Here is a 15267-nt window from a genome sequence, read left to right as displayed (position 1 = left end):
CGGCCGTTCAGAACAGGAAGTAGCGCTGCGCCATCGGCAGCTCGGTTGCGGGCTCGCAGGTCAGCAGCTGGCCGTCGGCGACGACCTGGTAGGTCTCCGGGTCGACCGTGACATGCGGCTGCCAGTCGTTGTGGACCATGTCGCGCTTGCTGACGGTGCGGGTGCCGCGCACGGCGGCCAGGGTCTTGGCCAGTCCGTAGCGTTCGCCGATGCCGGCCGCCAGCGCCGCCTGCGAGACGAAGGTCAGCGAGGACCGATGCAGCGCGCCGCCGGCCGCGGCGAACATGGGCCGGTAGTGCACCGGCTGCGGCGTCGGGATCGAGGCATTGGGGTCGCCCATTGCGGCCGCGGCGATCATGCCGCCCTTCAGGATCAGGCTGGGCTTGACGCCGAAGAACGCGGGCCGCCACAGCACCAGGTCGGCCCACTTGCCGACTTCGACCGAACCCACTTCGTGCGCGATGCCATGGGTCAGCGCCGGATTGATGGTGTACTTGGCGACATAGCGCCGGACGCGGAAGTTGTCGTGCCCGCCGCGCGCATCGTGCGGGTCGCCCGGCAGCTTGCCGCGCTGCGCCGCCATCTTGTGCGCGGTCTGCCAGGTACGCAGGATGACTTCGCCGACGCGCCCCATCGCCTGGGAATCGCTCGAGATCATCGAGAACGCGCCGAGGTCGTGCAGGATGTCCTCGGCGGCGATGGTCTCGCGGCGGATGCGGCTTTCGGCGAAGGCAATGTCCTCGGCGATCGCCGGGTCCAGGTGGTGGCACACCATCAGCATGTCGAGATGCTCGTCCAGCGTGTTGATGGTGTACGGGCGCGTCGGGTTGGTCGACGAGGGCAGCACGTTGGCCTCGCCGCAGACCTTGATGATGTCCGGCGCATGGCCGCCGCCCGCGCCCTCGGTGTGGTAGGTATGGATGGTGCGGCCCTTGAACGCGGCGATGGTGGTCTCGACGAAGCCGGCCTCGTTCAGCGTATCGGTGTGGATCGCCACCTGGGTGTCGGTCGCGTCGGCCACCGACAGGCAGGTATCGATCGCCGCGGGCGTGGTGCCCCAGTCTTCATGCAGCTTCAGGCCGATGGCGCCGGCTTCGACCTGCTCCAGGATCGGCCCCGGCTGGCTGGCGTTGCCCTTGCCCAGCAGCCCGATATTCATCGGGTAGGCATCGGCCGCCTGCAGCATGCGCTCCATGTACCACGGCCCCGGCGTCACGGTGGTGGCGAAGGTGCCGGTGGCGGGCCCGGTGCCGCCGCCGATCATGGTGGTGACGCCGCTCATCAGCGCCTCGTCGATCTGCTGCGGGCAGATAAAGTGGATATGGCTGTCGATGCCCCCGGCGGTGACGATCATGCCCTCGGCCGCGATCACCTCGGTACCGGGCCCGACCACGATGGTGACGCCGGGCTGGATGTCGGGATTGCCGGCCTTGCCGATCGCCGCGATGCGCCCGTGCTTGAGCCCGATATCGGCCTTGACGATGCCCCAGTGGTCGACGATCAGCGCATTGGTGATCACGGTATCGACGCAGTCGCCGGCCATGCGCTGGCTCTGCCCCATGCCGTCGCGGATCACCTTGCCGCCGCCGAACTTCACTTCCTCGCCATAGACGGTGAAGTCCTTCTCGACTTCGATGATCAGGCCGGTATCGGCCAGCCGCAGGCGGTCGCCGGTGGTGGGGCCGAACATCTCGGCATAGGCCTGCCTGGAGATCGATGCCATCACAGCGCTCCCATGATCTTGCCGTTGAAGCCGTAGACGATGCGGTCGCCCGCCAGCGCCACCAGTTCCACGGTGCGGGTCTGCCCGGGCTCGAACCGCACCGCGGTGCCCGCGGCGATGTTAAGGCGGAAGCCGCGCGCGGCCTCGCGCTCGAACGCGAGCGCGGCATTGGTTTCGTAGAAGTGGAAATGCGAGCCGACCTGGATCGGCCGGTCGCCGGTATTGGCCACCGTCACGCTCACGGTGGCGCGGCCGACGTTGAGTGCGATCTCGCCGTCGGCGGGCATCAGTTCACCGGGGATCATGGCGGTCCTCCTCAGGCCACCAGCAGGCCGGCGCCGTACAGCGCCACGCCGGCTCCGGCCGCGCGCGCCAGCCACCCGGCGCGGCGGCGCAGCAGCGTGCCGGCGCCGAGGCCCAGCAGGTGCAGCGCCATGGTGGCCGCGGCAAACCCGCCCACATAGGCCAGCACCGCCGCCAGCGCGCCGGCGCTGGCGGGCAATTCCGCCCCATGCGCATAGCCATGGAACACGGCAAAGCCGCCCACCAGCAGCGTGCCGGCCCACGCCGGCAGACTGGCGCGCAGCGCCAGCAGCAGCCCGATCACCAGCAGCGAAGCCGCGATCATCGGCTCCACCGCGGGCAGCGCCATGCCGGCGAGCCCGAGCGCGGCGCCCACCAGCATCAAGCCCACGAAGGCCAGCGGCAGACGCAGCGTATCGGCGGCGGAGCGCGCCACCAGTGCGCTCCATACGCCCACCGCGGCCATCGCCAGCAGGTGGTCGGCCCCGGTGAACGGATGCGCCAGGCCGGCCCACAGGCTGGCGCCGACGGTGGCGGCATCGTGGCCGGGGTGCGCCAGCGCGGCGGTGGCGGCAACGGTCAGGGTGGCGCCAAGGGCAAGGCGCAGGCAGGCGATACGGGTCATGTCGGCTCTCGGTTGCATAAGTTGTTCGAAGCGTTGGTCGCGGCGAAGGCTCAGACGATGGGATGGTGCACGGTCACCAGCTTGGTGCCGTCGGGAAACGTCGCTTCGACCTGGATTTCCGGGATCATCTCGGCGATACCGTCCATCACGTCGTCGCGCGTCAGTACCGTAGTGCCTTCGTGCATCAACTCCGCCACGGTGCGGCCGTCGCGCGCGCCCTCCATGATGGCGGCGGTGATCAGCGCCACCGCTTCCGGGTAGTTCAGCTTCAGCCCGCGGGCCTTGCGCCGCTCGGCCAGCAGCGCGGCGGTGAAGATCAGCAGCTTGTCTTTCTCGCGCGGCGTCAGTTCCATCTCTCGTTCCTGTTTCGTGTTCGATTGCGTGCCGGGCGATTACGTCGCCCACAGCCGCAGCGGGCGCGCCGCGACGCCATGGACCGGCAGGCGCAGCGCCTGCCAGGCCTCGGTCATGACGTGGCGCACCGCTTCCATGTGCCGCCCCAGCACGCGCAGCAGCAGCATCGACTGGCCGTTGGCGGCGAGGCAGGTCACGCCGGCGCGCACCGCCGGCGTATAAGGCAGCCGCCCGGCCAGCGTTTCGGCAAGGTCTTGCGTGGCGCCTGCCCCCACGGCCCACAGCGTGCCCAGCACGTTCAGCCCGTCCAGCGCGGGCACCGCCTGGCGCAGCGGCGATGCCGCCTCGATCTGCGATTGTTCGATCCATAACGCACGCTCGCCGGCGCCGATGCGGGTATCCAGCCACAGCGCGCCGCGCGCCCACTGCTCGCCCGATGCTTGCCTGCCGAGCACCACGGCATCCCAGCCGATCGCGCTGCCGCCCGGCGCGACGTCGAGCACGGTGGATATCCGCGCGCGCGCGTCGTCGAAGACGATGTTCTCCTGCGGCAGCCAGTCCAGCCGCGCGCCCTCGCCCACCGCCAGCCGCACCCGCTGGGCCGCGTCGCGGCCGAGCGACTTGTACCACTTGGTGGCGCCCGGCGTGGCCAGCACCGCATGCGCGCCAGCCTCCACCGCCACGTCGATCTCCAGGCTGTCGCCGCCGGCCACGCCGGCGGGGGGATGCAGGATCACCGCGTGGCAGATGCCCCCTTCCGGGTACAGCGCCTTCTGCACCAGCAGCGGGCCGCGGTGCCGCCGCCCGGTCAGCACGGTGCGCTCGCCGCGCCGCGCAAAGCGCAGCTGCAGCGTGGCCTGCCAGGCCGCCGGCATGGCGAGGGACGAAGGAAAATCGGGATGGCGCATCGCGGACGAATGAACTGGCAAACTTGCGCGCGCCCTACACGGCGATCAGCTCGCGCACGCCGTCCTGCTCCATGCTGGCGCCGGCGCCGCGTGCCACCACTTCGCCGCGGCTCATCACCACATAGTGGTCGGCAAGGTGCCGCGCGAACTCGTAGTACTGCTCGACCAGCAGCACCGTCATGCCGAATTCGTCGACCAGCAGCCGCAACGCGCGGCCGATGTCCTGGATGATCGAGGGCTGGATGCCTTCGGTCGGTTCGTCCAGGATCAGCAGGCCCGGCTCGCTCATCAGCGCGCGACCGATCGCCAGTTGCTGCTGCTGGCCGCCGGACAGGTCGCCGCCCCGGCGCAGGCGCATGGTGCGCAGCACCGGAAACAACTGGTAGATGCGCTCCGGCACGCCCGCCGGCCGCGCGCGGCTGGCGGCGCCGATCAGCAGGTTCTCTTCGACCGTCAGCCGCGGGAAGATCTCGCGCCCCTGCGGCACATAGGCCAGTCCGGCGGCGACGCGCTCGTACGGCGCCTTCTTCTCCAGCGGCTTGCCGTCCCAGTGGATGCTGCCGCTGCGCGTCGGCACCACGCCCATCAGGCATTTCAGCAGCGTGCTCTTGCCGACGCCGTTGCGGCCGAGCAGCGTGGTCAGCTTGCCCGCCGGCACCTCGAAGGAAACGTTGCGCAGGATATGGCTGCCGCCGTAGAACTGGTTCAGTGCGTTGACCTGCAGCATGCCTATCTCCCCAGGTAGGATTCGATCACGCGTTCGTCGCGCTTGACGCTGTCGAGCGTGCCTTCGGCCAGCACGCTGCCCTCGGCCAGCACCGTGACCTTGCCGGCCTCGCCGGCCAGCGCGGCGACAAACTCCATGTCGTGTTCCACCACCATCATCGAGCAGCTGCCGCGCAGGCCATTGAGCAGGCTGGCGAGCTGCATGGTCTCTTCATCGGTCATGCCGGCGACGGGTTCGTCGAGCAGCAGCAGTTGCGGCTGTTGCATCAGCAGCATGCCGATCTCCAGCCGCTGCTTCTGCCCGTGCGACAGCAGCCCGGCGGGCCGGTAGGCCTCGGCCTCGAGGCCGGTCAGCGCCAGCGTCTCCTCGATGCGGCGATGCCCCGCCGCGGTCAGCCGCGCGCGCAGCGACGACCACCAGCGCTTGTCGGCCTGCATCGCCAGCTCCAGGTTTTCCCACACCGCGTGCTGCTCGAACACGGTCGGCTTCTGGAACTTGCGGCCGATGCCCACCTGCGCGATGCGCGGCTCGGTCATGCGCATCAGGTCGATGGTCTGCCCGAGGAACACGCGCCCGCTGACGTTGGCATTGCGCGGCCCGGTCTTGCCGGTGATGACATCCATCATCGTGGTCTTGCCCGCGCCGTTGGGACCGATCACGCAGCGCAGCTCGCCGTGGTCGATCGACAGGTTCAGCTGGTTCAGCGCGCGGAAGCCGTCGAACCGCACGGTAACGTCTTCCAGATACAGGATCGGCCCGTGCGACACATCGATGGTGCCTGGCTCCAGCACACGGCCGAGCCCGGTGGCATCGCCGCTTTCGGCCTGGCCGTGTCCGAGTGCGGCGTTCATGCTTCACCTCCGGTGCGGCCCGCTACCGCGGGCGTGGAAACGGGTTCCGGCGCGGTCGGCGCCGCTGCCGGCGTGCGGCGCTCGCGCAGGCGCTTCCACAAGCCGGTCACGCCATCAGGCAGGTACAGCGTCACCAGCACGAACATCGCGCCCAGCAGGAACAGCCAGTATTCGGCGAAGTGCGCGGTGAACAGCGTCTTGGCGCCATTGACCACGAACGCGCCGATCACCGGCCCGACCAGCGTGCCGCGCCCGCCCACGGCCACCCACACCGCCATCTCGATCGAATTGCCGGGCGACATCTCGCCCGGGTTGATGATGCCGACCTGCGGCACGTACAGCGCGCCGGCGATGCCGCACAGCACCGCCGAGAAGGTCCACACGAACAGCTTGTAGCCGAGCGGGTTGTAGCCCGAGAACATCACGCGCATCTCGGCGTCGCGCACCGCCGTGACCACGCGGCCGAGCTTCGAGGTGACGATGTAGCGGCAGGCGATGAAGCCGGCCAGCAGCGCCAGGAAGGTCAGCACGAACAGCGCCGTGCGCGTCTGCGGCGCCGCGATGGCAAAGCCGGCGATGCGCTTGAAGTCGGTGAAGCCGTTGTTCCCGCCGAAGCCGGTCTCGTTGCGGAAGAACAGCAGCATCGCCGCATACGTCATGGCCTGCGTGATGATCGACAGGTACACGCCCTTGATGCGCGAGCGGAAGGCGAAGAAGCCGAACAGCCACGCCAGCACGCCCGGCACCAGCACCACCAGCAGCAGCGCATAGCCAAGGTGGTCGGTGCCGTGCCAGAACCACGGCAGTTCCTTCCAGTCGAGGAACACCATGAAGTCCGGCAGGTCGCTCTGGTACACGCCTTCGCGCCCGATCGAACGCATCAGGTACATGCCCATGGCATAGCCGCCCAGCGCGAAGAACAGGCCATGACCGAGACTGAGGATGCCGCAGTAGCCCCACACCAGGTCGAGCGCGATCGCCGCCAGCGCAAAGCACATGATCTTGCCGACCAGCGTCAGCGCATACGCCGACAGGTGCAGCGGGTGGCCCTCCGGCACGAGCAGCGCGCACACCGGCACGCCGATGCCGACGATCACGGTCAGCGCCGCCAGCGCCATCCAGCCGCGCGGCGAGAACAGCGACTGGCGTTCCGGCACGGCCAGCCGGAACGGTGCGGCGGAAGAATCAGGTTGGTATCGCTGCATCATGCCTCCGCGCTGCGCCCCTTGAGCGCGAACAGTCCCTGCGGCCGCTTCTGGATAAACAGCACGATCAGCACCAGGACCAGGATCTTGGCCAGTACCGCGCCATAGAAGGGTTCGATGAACTTGTTGAGAATGCCCAGCCCGAAGGCGCCGACGATGGTGCCGGCCAGCTGCCCCACCCCGCCCAGCACCACCACCATGAACGAATCGATGATGTAGGCCTGGCCCAGGTCGGGGCCGACATTGCCGATCTGCGACAGCGCGCAGCCGCCGAGGCCAGCGATGCCGGCGCCGAAGGCAAAGGCGTAGCTGTCGACCTTCCAGGTGCGCACGCCCACGCACGCGGCCATGGTCCGGTTCTGCGTGGTGGCGCGCACGAACAGCCCCAGCCGCGTGCGGTTGAGCACCGCCCACGCCACCGCCACCACCGCCAGCGCGAACAGGATGATGACCACGCGGTTATACGGGATCACCAGCCCCGGCAGCCATTCGAAGCCGCCGCTCATCCAGGCGGGATTGGACACTTCGACGTTCTGCGCGCCGAACAGCGTGCGCACCGCCTGCATCAGCAGCAGGCTCACGCCGAAGGTGGCCAGCAGCGTTTCCAGCGGGCGCCCGTACAGGTGGCGCAGCACCAGCCGTTCCAGCACGAAGCCCACCACCGCGGCTGCCAGGAACGAAGCCGGCAGCGCCGCGGGCAGATACCAGTCCAGCGCGCCCGGCGCGTAGGCGCGGAACAGCGACTGCACCACGTAGGTGGCATAGGCGCCGATCATCAGGAATTCGCCGTGCGCCATGTTGATCACGCCGATCAGGCCATAGGTGATGGCCAGGCCAAGCGCGGCCAGCAGCAGCACGCTGCCCAGGCTCAGGCCGGCGAACAGGTTGCCGATCACTTCGGCGCGGCGCTGGTCGCCCTGCAGCGTGTCCAGCGCCTGCTGCGCGGCCAGGCGCACGCTGCCGTCGGGCTCGCGGTAGCGGCCGGCGCTGTCGCGCTCGACCAGCGGCGCCAGCTTCTGGCGGCTCTGCGGGTTGCTGTCGCGACCCAGGATGCGGATGGCTTCGAGGCGCGCGTCGCGCGCGGCGGGCCCGGGCGTGGCGGCCAGCACCAGGTTGGCCCAGATCACGTCCAGGCTGGCGCGCAGGCCGGCATCGGCCTCGGTCTTGCGCGCGGCTTCGACCGCCGCCAGCGACGCGCTTTCCGGCTGGTCACGCAGGGTGGCCACCGCCTGGGCGCGCACGGCAATGTCCGGCGACTGCAGCAGCAGGCTGCTGGCGGCGCTGTCGACTAGTGCGCGCAGGCTGTTGTTCAGGGTCAGCGACTCGAGCTCGTCGGCCTTGACCGTGACCGGCTTGCCGGTGATCGCATCGACCAGCTTGTCGCCATCCTGGCGCACCATGCCGGCCGACGGCGCGTATTGCAGGGCGTCGTCCTGCAAGGCTTTCAAAATCGGTCCGGCCTCATCGGGCGATGCGTTGGCCAGCGCGGACAGCGCGGCGGTCTTGGCGTCGAAGTCGTCTTCGGCCAGCGGCTTCAGGTCGGCCTGCGTCAGCGCGACGGCCCACGGCGCCGAGGCCAGCAGCAGCGCTGCCAGCAGGGCGCGCAGCCAGGACATGGCGGGAACGGAGAGGGGATTGCGCATGGAAGCTGGCAAGTGCGATGGTGTTGGCGGACTGGGGAATACTCCCCTCCCGCGCAAGCGGGAGAGGGGAAAAAACCAGCGGCGGTTGGCTGGCTTACATCACCTTGTCCGGCTTGCCTTCATTGCCCGCGATAAACGGGCTCCACGGCTGCGCGCGCACCGCCTTCGGCGTCTTCCACACCACCGCGAACTGGCCGTCGCCCTTGACCTCGCCGATCATCACCGGCTTGTACAGGTGGTGGTTCTCGCCCATGGTCAGGGTGAAGCCGTCCGGCGCCTTGAAGGTCTGGCCGTACATCGCGGCGCGCACCTTGTTGGTGTCGGTGCTGCCGGCCTTCTTCACCGCCTGCGCCCACATGTGGATGCCGACGTAGGTGGCTTCCATCGGGTCGTTGGTCACGCGCTTGTCGCCGCCGGGCAGGTTGTTGGCCTTGACCCAGGCGGCCCACTGCTTGCGGAAGGCGTCGTTCTCGGGGTTCTTGACCGACATGAAGTAGTTCCACGCGGCCAGGTGGCCCACCAGCGGCTTGGTGTCGATGCCGCGCAGCTCTTCTTCGCCGACCGAGAACGCCACCACCGGCACGTCCTTGGCCTTGAGCCCGGCGTTGCCCAGCTCCTTGTAGAACGGCACGTTGGAATCGCCGTTGATGGTGGAGATCACCGCGGTCTTGCCGCCCTGCGAGAACTTCTTGATATTGGCGACGATGGTCTGGTAGTCGCTGTGGCCGAACGGGGTGTAGACCTCTTCGATGTCCTTGTCGGCCACGCCCTTGCTCTTCAGGAAGGCGCGCAGGATCTTGTTGGTGGTGCGCGGGTAGACATAGTCGGTGCCGAGCAGGAAGAACCGTTTGGCGCCGCCGCCCTCCTTGCTCATCAGGTATTCCACCGCGGGGATGGCCTGCTGGTTGGGCGCCGCGCCGGTGTAGAAGACGTTCTTCGACATCTCCTCGCCTTCATACTGCACCGGATAGAACAGCAGCGAGTTGAGCTCTTCGTAGACCGGCAGCACCGACTTGCGCGACACCGAGGTCCAGCAGCCGAAGGTGACCGCGACCTTGTCCTTGCTGACCAGCTGGCGCGCCTTCTCGGCGAACAGCGGCCAGTTCGAGGCCGGGTCCACCACCACCGGCTCGAGCTTGCGGCCGAGCACGCCGCCGCTCTTGTTGATTTCGTCGATGGTCATCAGCGCCACGTCCTTCAGCGACGTTTCGGAGATCGCCATGGTGCCGGACAGCGAATGCAGGATGCCGACCTTGATCGGCTCCTTGGACTGCGCCAGCGCCAGCGGGCTGGTACCGATCATCGCCGCGGCGGCTATCGCCGACAGCTTCAGCATGTCACGTCGTTGCATTTGCAGCTCCCGTTTGTGGTGTTGGTCAGGGACTACGCTCCCCGGGGTGATGCATCTGCAACTAGCGTGCCACGGCGATATCGCCCGCGCGGCGCGGCCGCAGGCGGTGCGGGGGCCCAGGCGCCGCCCGCCTGGCGCGTCCGCACCATCACCGTGCAGCGAATCAGCGCACTGCGACAGTGCGTGCCGGCCGGCGCGGCCGATCCCGGTGCATGGCGCACATTGCCGGAACCGGCTTGCGCCACCGTGGCGCCATTGGCAAGCGCCGGCGTGCCAGCGCACTCGCCGGCGTTGATTAAGCGGGCGCTTAAACCCGGATTCGAATGCATGTAAATCCGTACATTCAATGATTAAGGCAGGCGCGCCGCGGCACTACGGTGAAAGATGGCCGCGGTCCCGCCTGACGACCCGGCCGTGGCATTTCCCGGACCCACATAAAAGGAAGGAGAAACCATGCCGTACGCTGCCGACCCCCACGCATCCCCCGCCGAGCCGCAGCCGCAGCCGCGCGCCACCCCGTACTGGCGCCCGCGTCGCGGCAAGCTGGCCCTGGCGGCGCTGGCGCTGACCCTGGGCGCCTGCGGCGGCGGCGACGATCCCCCGCCTCCGCCCCCGCCACCGCCGGTCACGCCCACTGCCGGCTGCGAACTCGATGGCAGTACCGGCGGCCAGGCGGTAGTCCTGCCGGGCGACCCCAACGCGCCGGAGCAGGCGACCGGTTATGCGCCCAAGGTCACGGTCTACAGCAAGACCTATATGGCGGTGACCAACAACCCGGTCTCGACCAAGGCGGCGTGCGACGTGCTGAAGGCCGGCGGCACCGCGATCGACGCCGCGGTGGCGGCGCAGATGGTGCTGAACCTGGTCGAGCCGCAATCGTCCGGCATCGGCGGCGGTGCCTTCATCCTGCATTACGACGCGACGACCCGGCAGCTCACCGCCTACGACGGCCGCGAGACCGCGCCGGCCGCCGCAGACGAGAACTACCTGCGCTGGAAGTCCGCGGCCGACCAGACCATGCCCCTGCCCAATGCCCAGCGCAGCGGCCGCTCGATCGGCACCCCCGGCACGCTGCGCGTGCTCGAGCTGGCCCACCGCGACTACGGCAAGACCGCCTGGAAGGAACTGTTCGCGCCGGCGATCAAGCTGGCCACCGACGGCTTCGCGATCCCGCCGCGCATGGCCGCCGCGATATCCGACAGCGCCACCGTCGCCAATATCAAGCGCGATCCGGAGATGGCCGCCTACTTCCTCAATCCCGACGGCACCCCGCGCGCGGTCAACACCGTGCTGCGCAATCCCGCGCTGGCGGCGGTCTTCAGCGCCGTCGCCGCGGACGGCGCCGACGCCTTCTACAAGAACGGGCCGATCGCGCAGGCCATCGTCGCCAAGATCCAGACCACCTACGACGGCAATACCACGCCGGGCGTGACCACGCTCGACGACCTCGCCAACTACCAGGCCAAGAAGCGCACGCCGGTGTGCACCACCTACCGGCAGTACGAGGTGTGCGGCATGCCGCCGCCGTCGTCGGGCGGGATCGCGGTGGCGCAGATCCTGGGCATCGTCGAGAACTTCGACATGGCGGCGCACAAGCCCACGCTGGTCGACCAGAACGGCGGGCGGCCCAGCGTGCTGGGCGCCCACCTGATGGGCGAAGCCGGCCACCTGGCCTATGCCGACCGCAACAAGTACGTGGCCGACACCGACTTCATCCCGTTGCCCGGCGGCACCCCGGACACCATGCTGAACAAGCCCTACCTGAGCCAGCGCGCCAGCCTGATCAGCACCACCGGCTCGATGGTCACGCCGGTGGCGGCGGGCAACCTCGGCGACGTGCCGCTGGCGCCGTCGATGGTGGAGGAGCGCGGCACCACGCACCTGTCGCTGCATGACAAGTACGGCAACGTGGTGGCGATGACCACCACCATCGAGGCCGGCCTGGGCTCGTACCACATGACCAACGGCTTCCTGCTCAACAACGAGCTGACCGACTTCAATGCCGATCCGGCGCCGGGCGGCGTGCCGGTGGCCAACCGGCTGCAGCCCGGCAAGCGCCCGCGCAGCTCGATGGCGCCCACGGTGGTGTTCCGGCGCAACAGCGACGGCTCGCGCGGCGACTTCTACATGACCACCGGCTCGCCGGGCGGCGCCACCATCATCCAGTTCGTGGCCAAGACCCTGGTGGCGTCGCTGGACTGGGGGCTGGATGCGCAGCAGGCGGTGTCGATGATCGACTTCGGCGGCAATAACGCGAGCGCGGGCTCGCCCATGATCGTCGGCGGCGAGCATCCCAACGTCGACACCAGCACGCCGGCCGGCGGCCTGCCGGGCGACAACGACCCGCTGGTCAAGGGCCTGCGCAACCTCGGCCACACCGTCAACACCGCGGCGCAGTCGAGCGGGCTGAGCGCCATCATCCGCACCACCATCGGCGGCTCGGCGGTACTGGTCGGCGGCGCCGACCCGCGGCGCGAGGGCGTGGTGCTGGGGGACACGTTCAAGCCCTGATGTGCTAGCCGAAAAGAAGAAGGGGCCCCGCGGGGCCCCTTCTTTTCGATGCCAGGACGCCGGTCCTTACATCACCATCATGTTGGCGTTCAGGTTGTGCATGATCCACAGCGAACCCGCCACCACGATCACCAGGATCAGCGCCGTGAACAGCAGCGCGATCACGTTGCTGCGCTGTTCGGACGACGAGTCCAGGTGCAGGAAGTACTTCAGGTGCACGATCATCTGGACCACGGCCATGCCGAGGATGGTCCACAGGATGGTGCCCTTGTCCATGGTGCCGTCCATCACGATCTTGAACGGGATCACCGTCAGGATCACGGCCAGGATGAAGCCGATCGCGTAGCCCTTGAAGCTGGCATGGCCGCCAGCGTGGCTGTCGTGCGCGTGCGAGTCGTGGGCGCCGTGCGCCGCCGGTGCGTTGTGTTGTGCCATCACAGATGTCCCATCAGGTAGACCACGGTAAACACGCCGATCCAGACCACGTCCAGGAAGTGCCAGAACAGCGACAGGCACATCAGGCGCTTGGTGAGCGTCGGGGTGATGCCCTTCTTGCCCAGCTGCCACATCAGCACGATCATCCACAGCATGCCGCTGGCGACGTGCAGGCCGTGGGTGCCGACCAGCGTGAAGAACGACGACAGGAACGCGCTGCGGCCGGGGCCCGCGCCTTCCGCGATCAGGTGGTGGAATTCGTTGATTTCCATCGCCATGAACGCCAGGCCCAGCAGGAAGGTGATGCCGAGCCAGGTCTGCACGTGCTTGAGGCTGCGGTTCTGCAGCGAGATCATCGCCATGCCGTACGTGATCGAGGAGAACAGCAGGATGAAGGTCTCCACCAGCACGTAGTTGAGCTCGAACAGCTCCTTCGCCGACGGGCCGCCTGCCAGTTCGCCGCGCAGCACGGCGAAGGCCGCGAACAGTCCGGCGAAGATGATGCAGTCGCTCATCAGGTAGATCCAGAAGCCATACACGGTATTGGCACTGGTATCGTGGTGCGCATGGTCATGGCCGTGCGCGCCGGCGTGAGCCGGGGCGCCTGCCTGCGCGGGGATGCGGTCTAGGACTTGAGTCGACATGGTTCTCAGGCTTGCGAAGCAATGCGCTGCAGATGGCGCGTTTCGATCTGCTCGACCTCGGTGGCCGGCACGTAGTAGTCGATGTGGTCGTCGTTGCTGCGGTGGATGAACGCCCAGATCATGCCCACCAGGCCAACGATGGCCAGCCACCAGATATGCCAAGTCAGGGCGAAGCCGAACACCAGGCTGAAGGCGCCGATGATGAAGCCCGCGCCCGTGTTCTTGGGCATGTGGATCTTCTCGTAGCCTTCGGTCGGCAGGGTCTCGCCGCGCGCCTTCATGTCGGCGAACGCGTCCAGGTCACGCACCACCGGGGTGTGCGCGAAGTTGTAGAACGGCGGCGGCGACGAGGTGGCCCACTCCAGCGTGCGGCCGCCCCACGGGTCGCCGGTCACGTCGGCCAGCTTCTTGCGGTCGCGGATCGACACCACGATCTGCAGCACCTGGAAGAAGATGCCCAGCGCGACGAACACCACGCCCACCACGGCCAGGTACAGCCACGGCGTCCAGGCCGGGTTGTCGGTGTGGTTCAGGCGGCGGGTCATGCCCATCAGGCCCAGCACGTACAGCGGCATGAAGGCGAAGTAGAAGCCCACCAGCCAGCACCAGAACGAAGCCTTGCCCAGGCGCTCGTTCAGCTTGAAGCCGAACGCCTTCGGCCACCAGTAGGTGATGCCGGCCAGGTAGCCGAACAGCACGCCGCCGATGATCACGTTGTGGAAGTGGGCGATCAGGAACAGGCTGTTGTGCAGCACGAAGTCGGCCGCCGGCACGGCCATCAGCACGCCGGTCATGCCGCCGATCACGAAGGTGATCATGAAGCCCAGCGTCCACAGCACCGGCGAGGTCATCTGCACGCGGCCGCGGTACATGGTGAACAGCCAGTTGAAGATCTTCACCCCGGTCGGGATGGAGATGATCATGGTGGTGATGCCGAAGAACGCGTTGACGTTGGCGCCCGAGCCCATCGTGAAGAAGTGGTGCAGCCACACGATGAACGACAGCACCATGATCGCGGCGGTCGCGTACACCATGCCCTTGTAGCCGAACAGCTTCTTGCCCGAGAACGTGGCGATGACTTCAGAGAAGATGCCGAACGCCGGCAGGATCAGGATGTACACCTCGGGGTGGCCCCAGATCCAGATCAGGTTCACGTACATCATGGCGTTGCCGCCACCGTCGTTCGTGAAGAAATGCATGCCGAGGTAGCGGTCCAGGCCCAGCAGCGCCAGGGTCACGGTCAGCACCGGGAAGGCGGCGACGATCAGCACGTTGGTGCACAGCGCGGTCCAGGTGAACACCGGCATGCGCATCAGCGTCATGCCAGGCGCGCGCATGCGCAGGATCGTCACCAGGAAGTTCACGCCGGTCAGCAAGGTGCCCAGGCCCGAGATCTGCAAGCTCCAGAGGTAATAGTCCACCCCTACGCCCGGGCTGTAGTCCAGCCCCGACAGCGGCGGGTAGGCCAGCCAGCCGGTCTTGGCGAATTCACCGACGCCCAGCGAGATGTTGACCAGCATGGCGCCCGCCACGAACAGCCAGAACGACAGCGTGTTCAGGAACGGGAAGGCCACGTCGCGCGCGCCGATCTGCAGCGGCACGACCAGGTTCATCAGGCCGGTCATCAGCGGCATGGCCACGAAGAAGATCATGATCACGCCATGGGCGGTGAAGATCTGGTCGTAGTGCTCGGGCGGCAGCACGCCGGTGGCGCCATTGGTGGCGAGCGCCAGCTGGGTGCGCATCATGACCGCGTCGGCGAAGCCGCGCAGCAGCATGATCAGCGCCACCAGGCAGTACATCACGCCGATCTTCTTGTGATCGACCGAGGTGAACCACTCGTTCCAGAGATAGCCCCACTTCTTGAAATAGGTGATCGCGCCCAGCAGCGCGGCACCGCCCAGGGCGACACCGGCCAGCACGACCATGATGATCGGCTCATGAAACGGAATCGCCGACAAACTCAACTTGCCAAACATCATTGCTC

Annotated in this window: 14 protein-coding genes; 1 reads left to right on the top strand and 13 read right to left on the bottom strand. The window is 67.9% G+C overall.

Going from position 1 to position 15267, the window contains the following annotated elements; genetic code table 11:
• Positions 1 to 7: 7 nt before the first annotated feature.
• The 10 genes from ureC to urtA all read right to left on the bottom strand — a co-directional run bounded on the left by ureC (position 8) and on the right by urtA (position 9690).
• A complete protein-coding gene (gene ureC / locus CBM2588_RS06490; protein ID WP_115679844.1) occupies positions 8 to 1723 on the bottom strand; it encodes an urease subunit alpha in 1716 nt (571 codons plus the stop codon).
• Entirely contained in the window at positions 1723 to 2028 is a 306-nt protein-coding gene (locus CBM2588_RS06485; protein WP_062797820.1) for an urease subunit beta, read from the bottom strand. Before CBM2588_RS06485 ends, ureC begins: the two co-directional genes overlap by 1 nt.
• An 11-nt stretch (positions 2029 to 2039) precedes the next feature.
• Positions 2040 to 2651 (bottom strand): HupE/UreJ family protein, encoded by a 612-nt coding sequence (locus CBM2588_RS06480; protein WP_115679843.1) that lies wholly within the window; start codon positions 2649 to 2651, stop codon positions 2040 to 2042.
• A gap of 50 nt (positions 2652 to 2701) precedes the next feature.
• Positions 2702 to 3004, bottom strand: coding sequence for an urease subunit gamma (locus CBM2588_RS06475; RefSeq protein ID WP_018005472.1), 303 nt, complete (start codon positions 3002 to 3004; stop codon positions 2702 to 2704).
• A gap of 39 nt (positions 3005 to 3043) precedes the next feature.
• A complete protein-coding gene (locus CBM2588_RS06470) occupies positions 3044 to 3913 on the bottom strand; it encodes an urease accessory protein UreD (protein ID WP_115679842.1) in 870 nt (289 codons plus the stop codon).
• Between the two features lie 34 nt (positions 3914 to 3947).
• Complete coding sequence (urtE, locus tag CBM2588_RS06465; protein ID WP_115679841.1) at positions 3948 to 4640, bottom strand: urea ABC transporter ATP-binding subunit UrtE; 693 nt, start codon at positions 4638 to 4640, stop codon at positions 3948 to 3950.
• Between the two features lie 2 nt (positions 4641 to 4642).
• Entirely contained in the window at positions 4643 to 5491 is an 849-nt protein-coding gene (urtD, locus tag CBM2588_RS06460) for an urea ABC transporter ATP-binding protein UrtD (protein WP_115679840.1), read from the bottom strand.
• Complete coding sequence (gene urtC, locus CBM2588_RS06455) at positions 5488 to 6696, bottom strand: urea ABC transporter permease subunit UrtC (protein ID WP_115679839.1); 1209 nt, start codon at positions 6694 to 6696, stop codon at positions 5488 to 5490. The genes urtD and urtC overlap by 4 nt, the downstream gene beginning before the upstream one ends.
• A complete protein-coding gene (gene urtB, locus CBM2588_RS06450; protein WP_115679838.1) occupies positions 6696 to 8339 on the bottom strand; it encodes an urea ABC transporter permease subunit UrtB in 1644 nt (547 codons plus the stop codon). Before urtB ends, urtC begins: the two co-directional genes overlap by 1 nt.
• A 94-nt stretch (positions 8340 to 8433) precedes the next feature.
• Positions 8434 to 9690 (bottom strand): urea ABC transporter substrate-binding protein, encoded by a 1257-nt coding sequence (gene urtA, locus CBM2588_RS06445; RefSeq protein WP_115679837.1) that lies wholly within the window; start codon positions 9688 to 9690, stop codon positions 8434 to 8436.
• Positions 9691 to 10143: 453 nt separating this feature from the next.
• On the opposite strand from urtA, the gene CBM2588_RS06440 reads away from it, so the two are divergent.
• Positions 10144 to 12201, top strand: a complete 2058-nt coding sequence (locus tag CBM2588_RS06440; protein ID WP_115679836.1) for a gamma-glutamyltransferase family protein — start codon at positions 10144 to 10146, stop codon at positions 12199 to 12201.
• 66 nt (positions 12202 to 12267) lie between these two features.
• Here CBM2588_RS06440 and cyoD read toward each other — a convergent pair whose 3' ends face one another.
• The 3 genes from cyoD to cyoB are packed head-to-tail and all read right to left on the bottom strand — an operon-like array spanning position 12268 to position 15259.
• The gene (gene cyoD / locus CBM2588_RS06435) at positions 12268 to 12636 is read right to left on the bottom strand and encodes a cytochrome o ubiquinol oxidase subunit IV (RefSeq protein WP_012352352.1); all 369 of its coding nucleotides are present in this window, start codon (positions 12634 to 12636) and stop codon (positions 12268 to 12270) included.
• Positions 12636 to 13280 (bottom strand): cytochrome o ubiquinol oxidase subunit III, encoded by a 645-nt coding sequence (gene cyoC / locus CBM2588_RS06430; RefSeq protein WP_115679835.1) that lies wholly within the window; start codon positions 13278 to 13280, stop codon positions 12636 to 12638. Before cyoC ends, cyoD begins: the two co-directional genes overlap by 1 nt.
• Before the next feature lie 5 nt (positions 13281 to 13285).
• Entirely contained in the window at positions 13286 to 15259 is a 1974-nt protein-coding gene (gene cyoB / locus CBM2588_RS06425; RefSeq protein ID WP_012352350.1) for a cytochrome o ubiquinol oxidase subunit I, read from the bottom strand.
• Positions 15260 to 15267 lie beyond the last annotated feature (8 nt).

It is taken from the genome of Cupriavidus taiwanensis (assembly GCF_900250075.1).
Taxonomy (GTDB): domain Bacteria; phylum Pseudomonadota; class Gammaproteobacteria; order Burkholderiales; family Burkholderiaceae; genus Cupriavidus; species Cupriavidus taiwanensis_C.
Note: the sequence above shows the minus strand (reverse complement) of the source record. Positions and strands in the feature narration are given on the sequence as shown.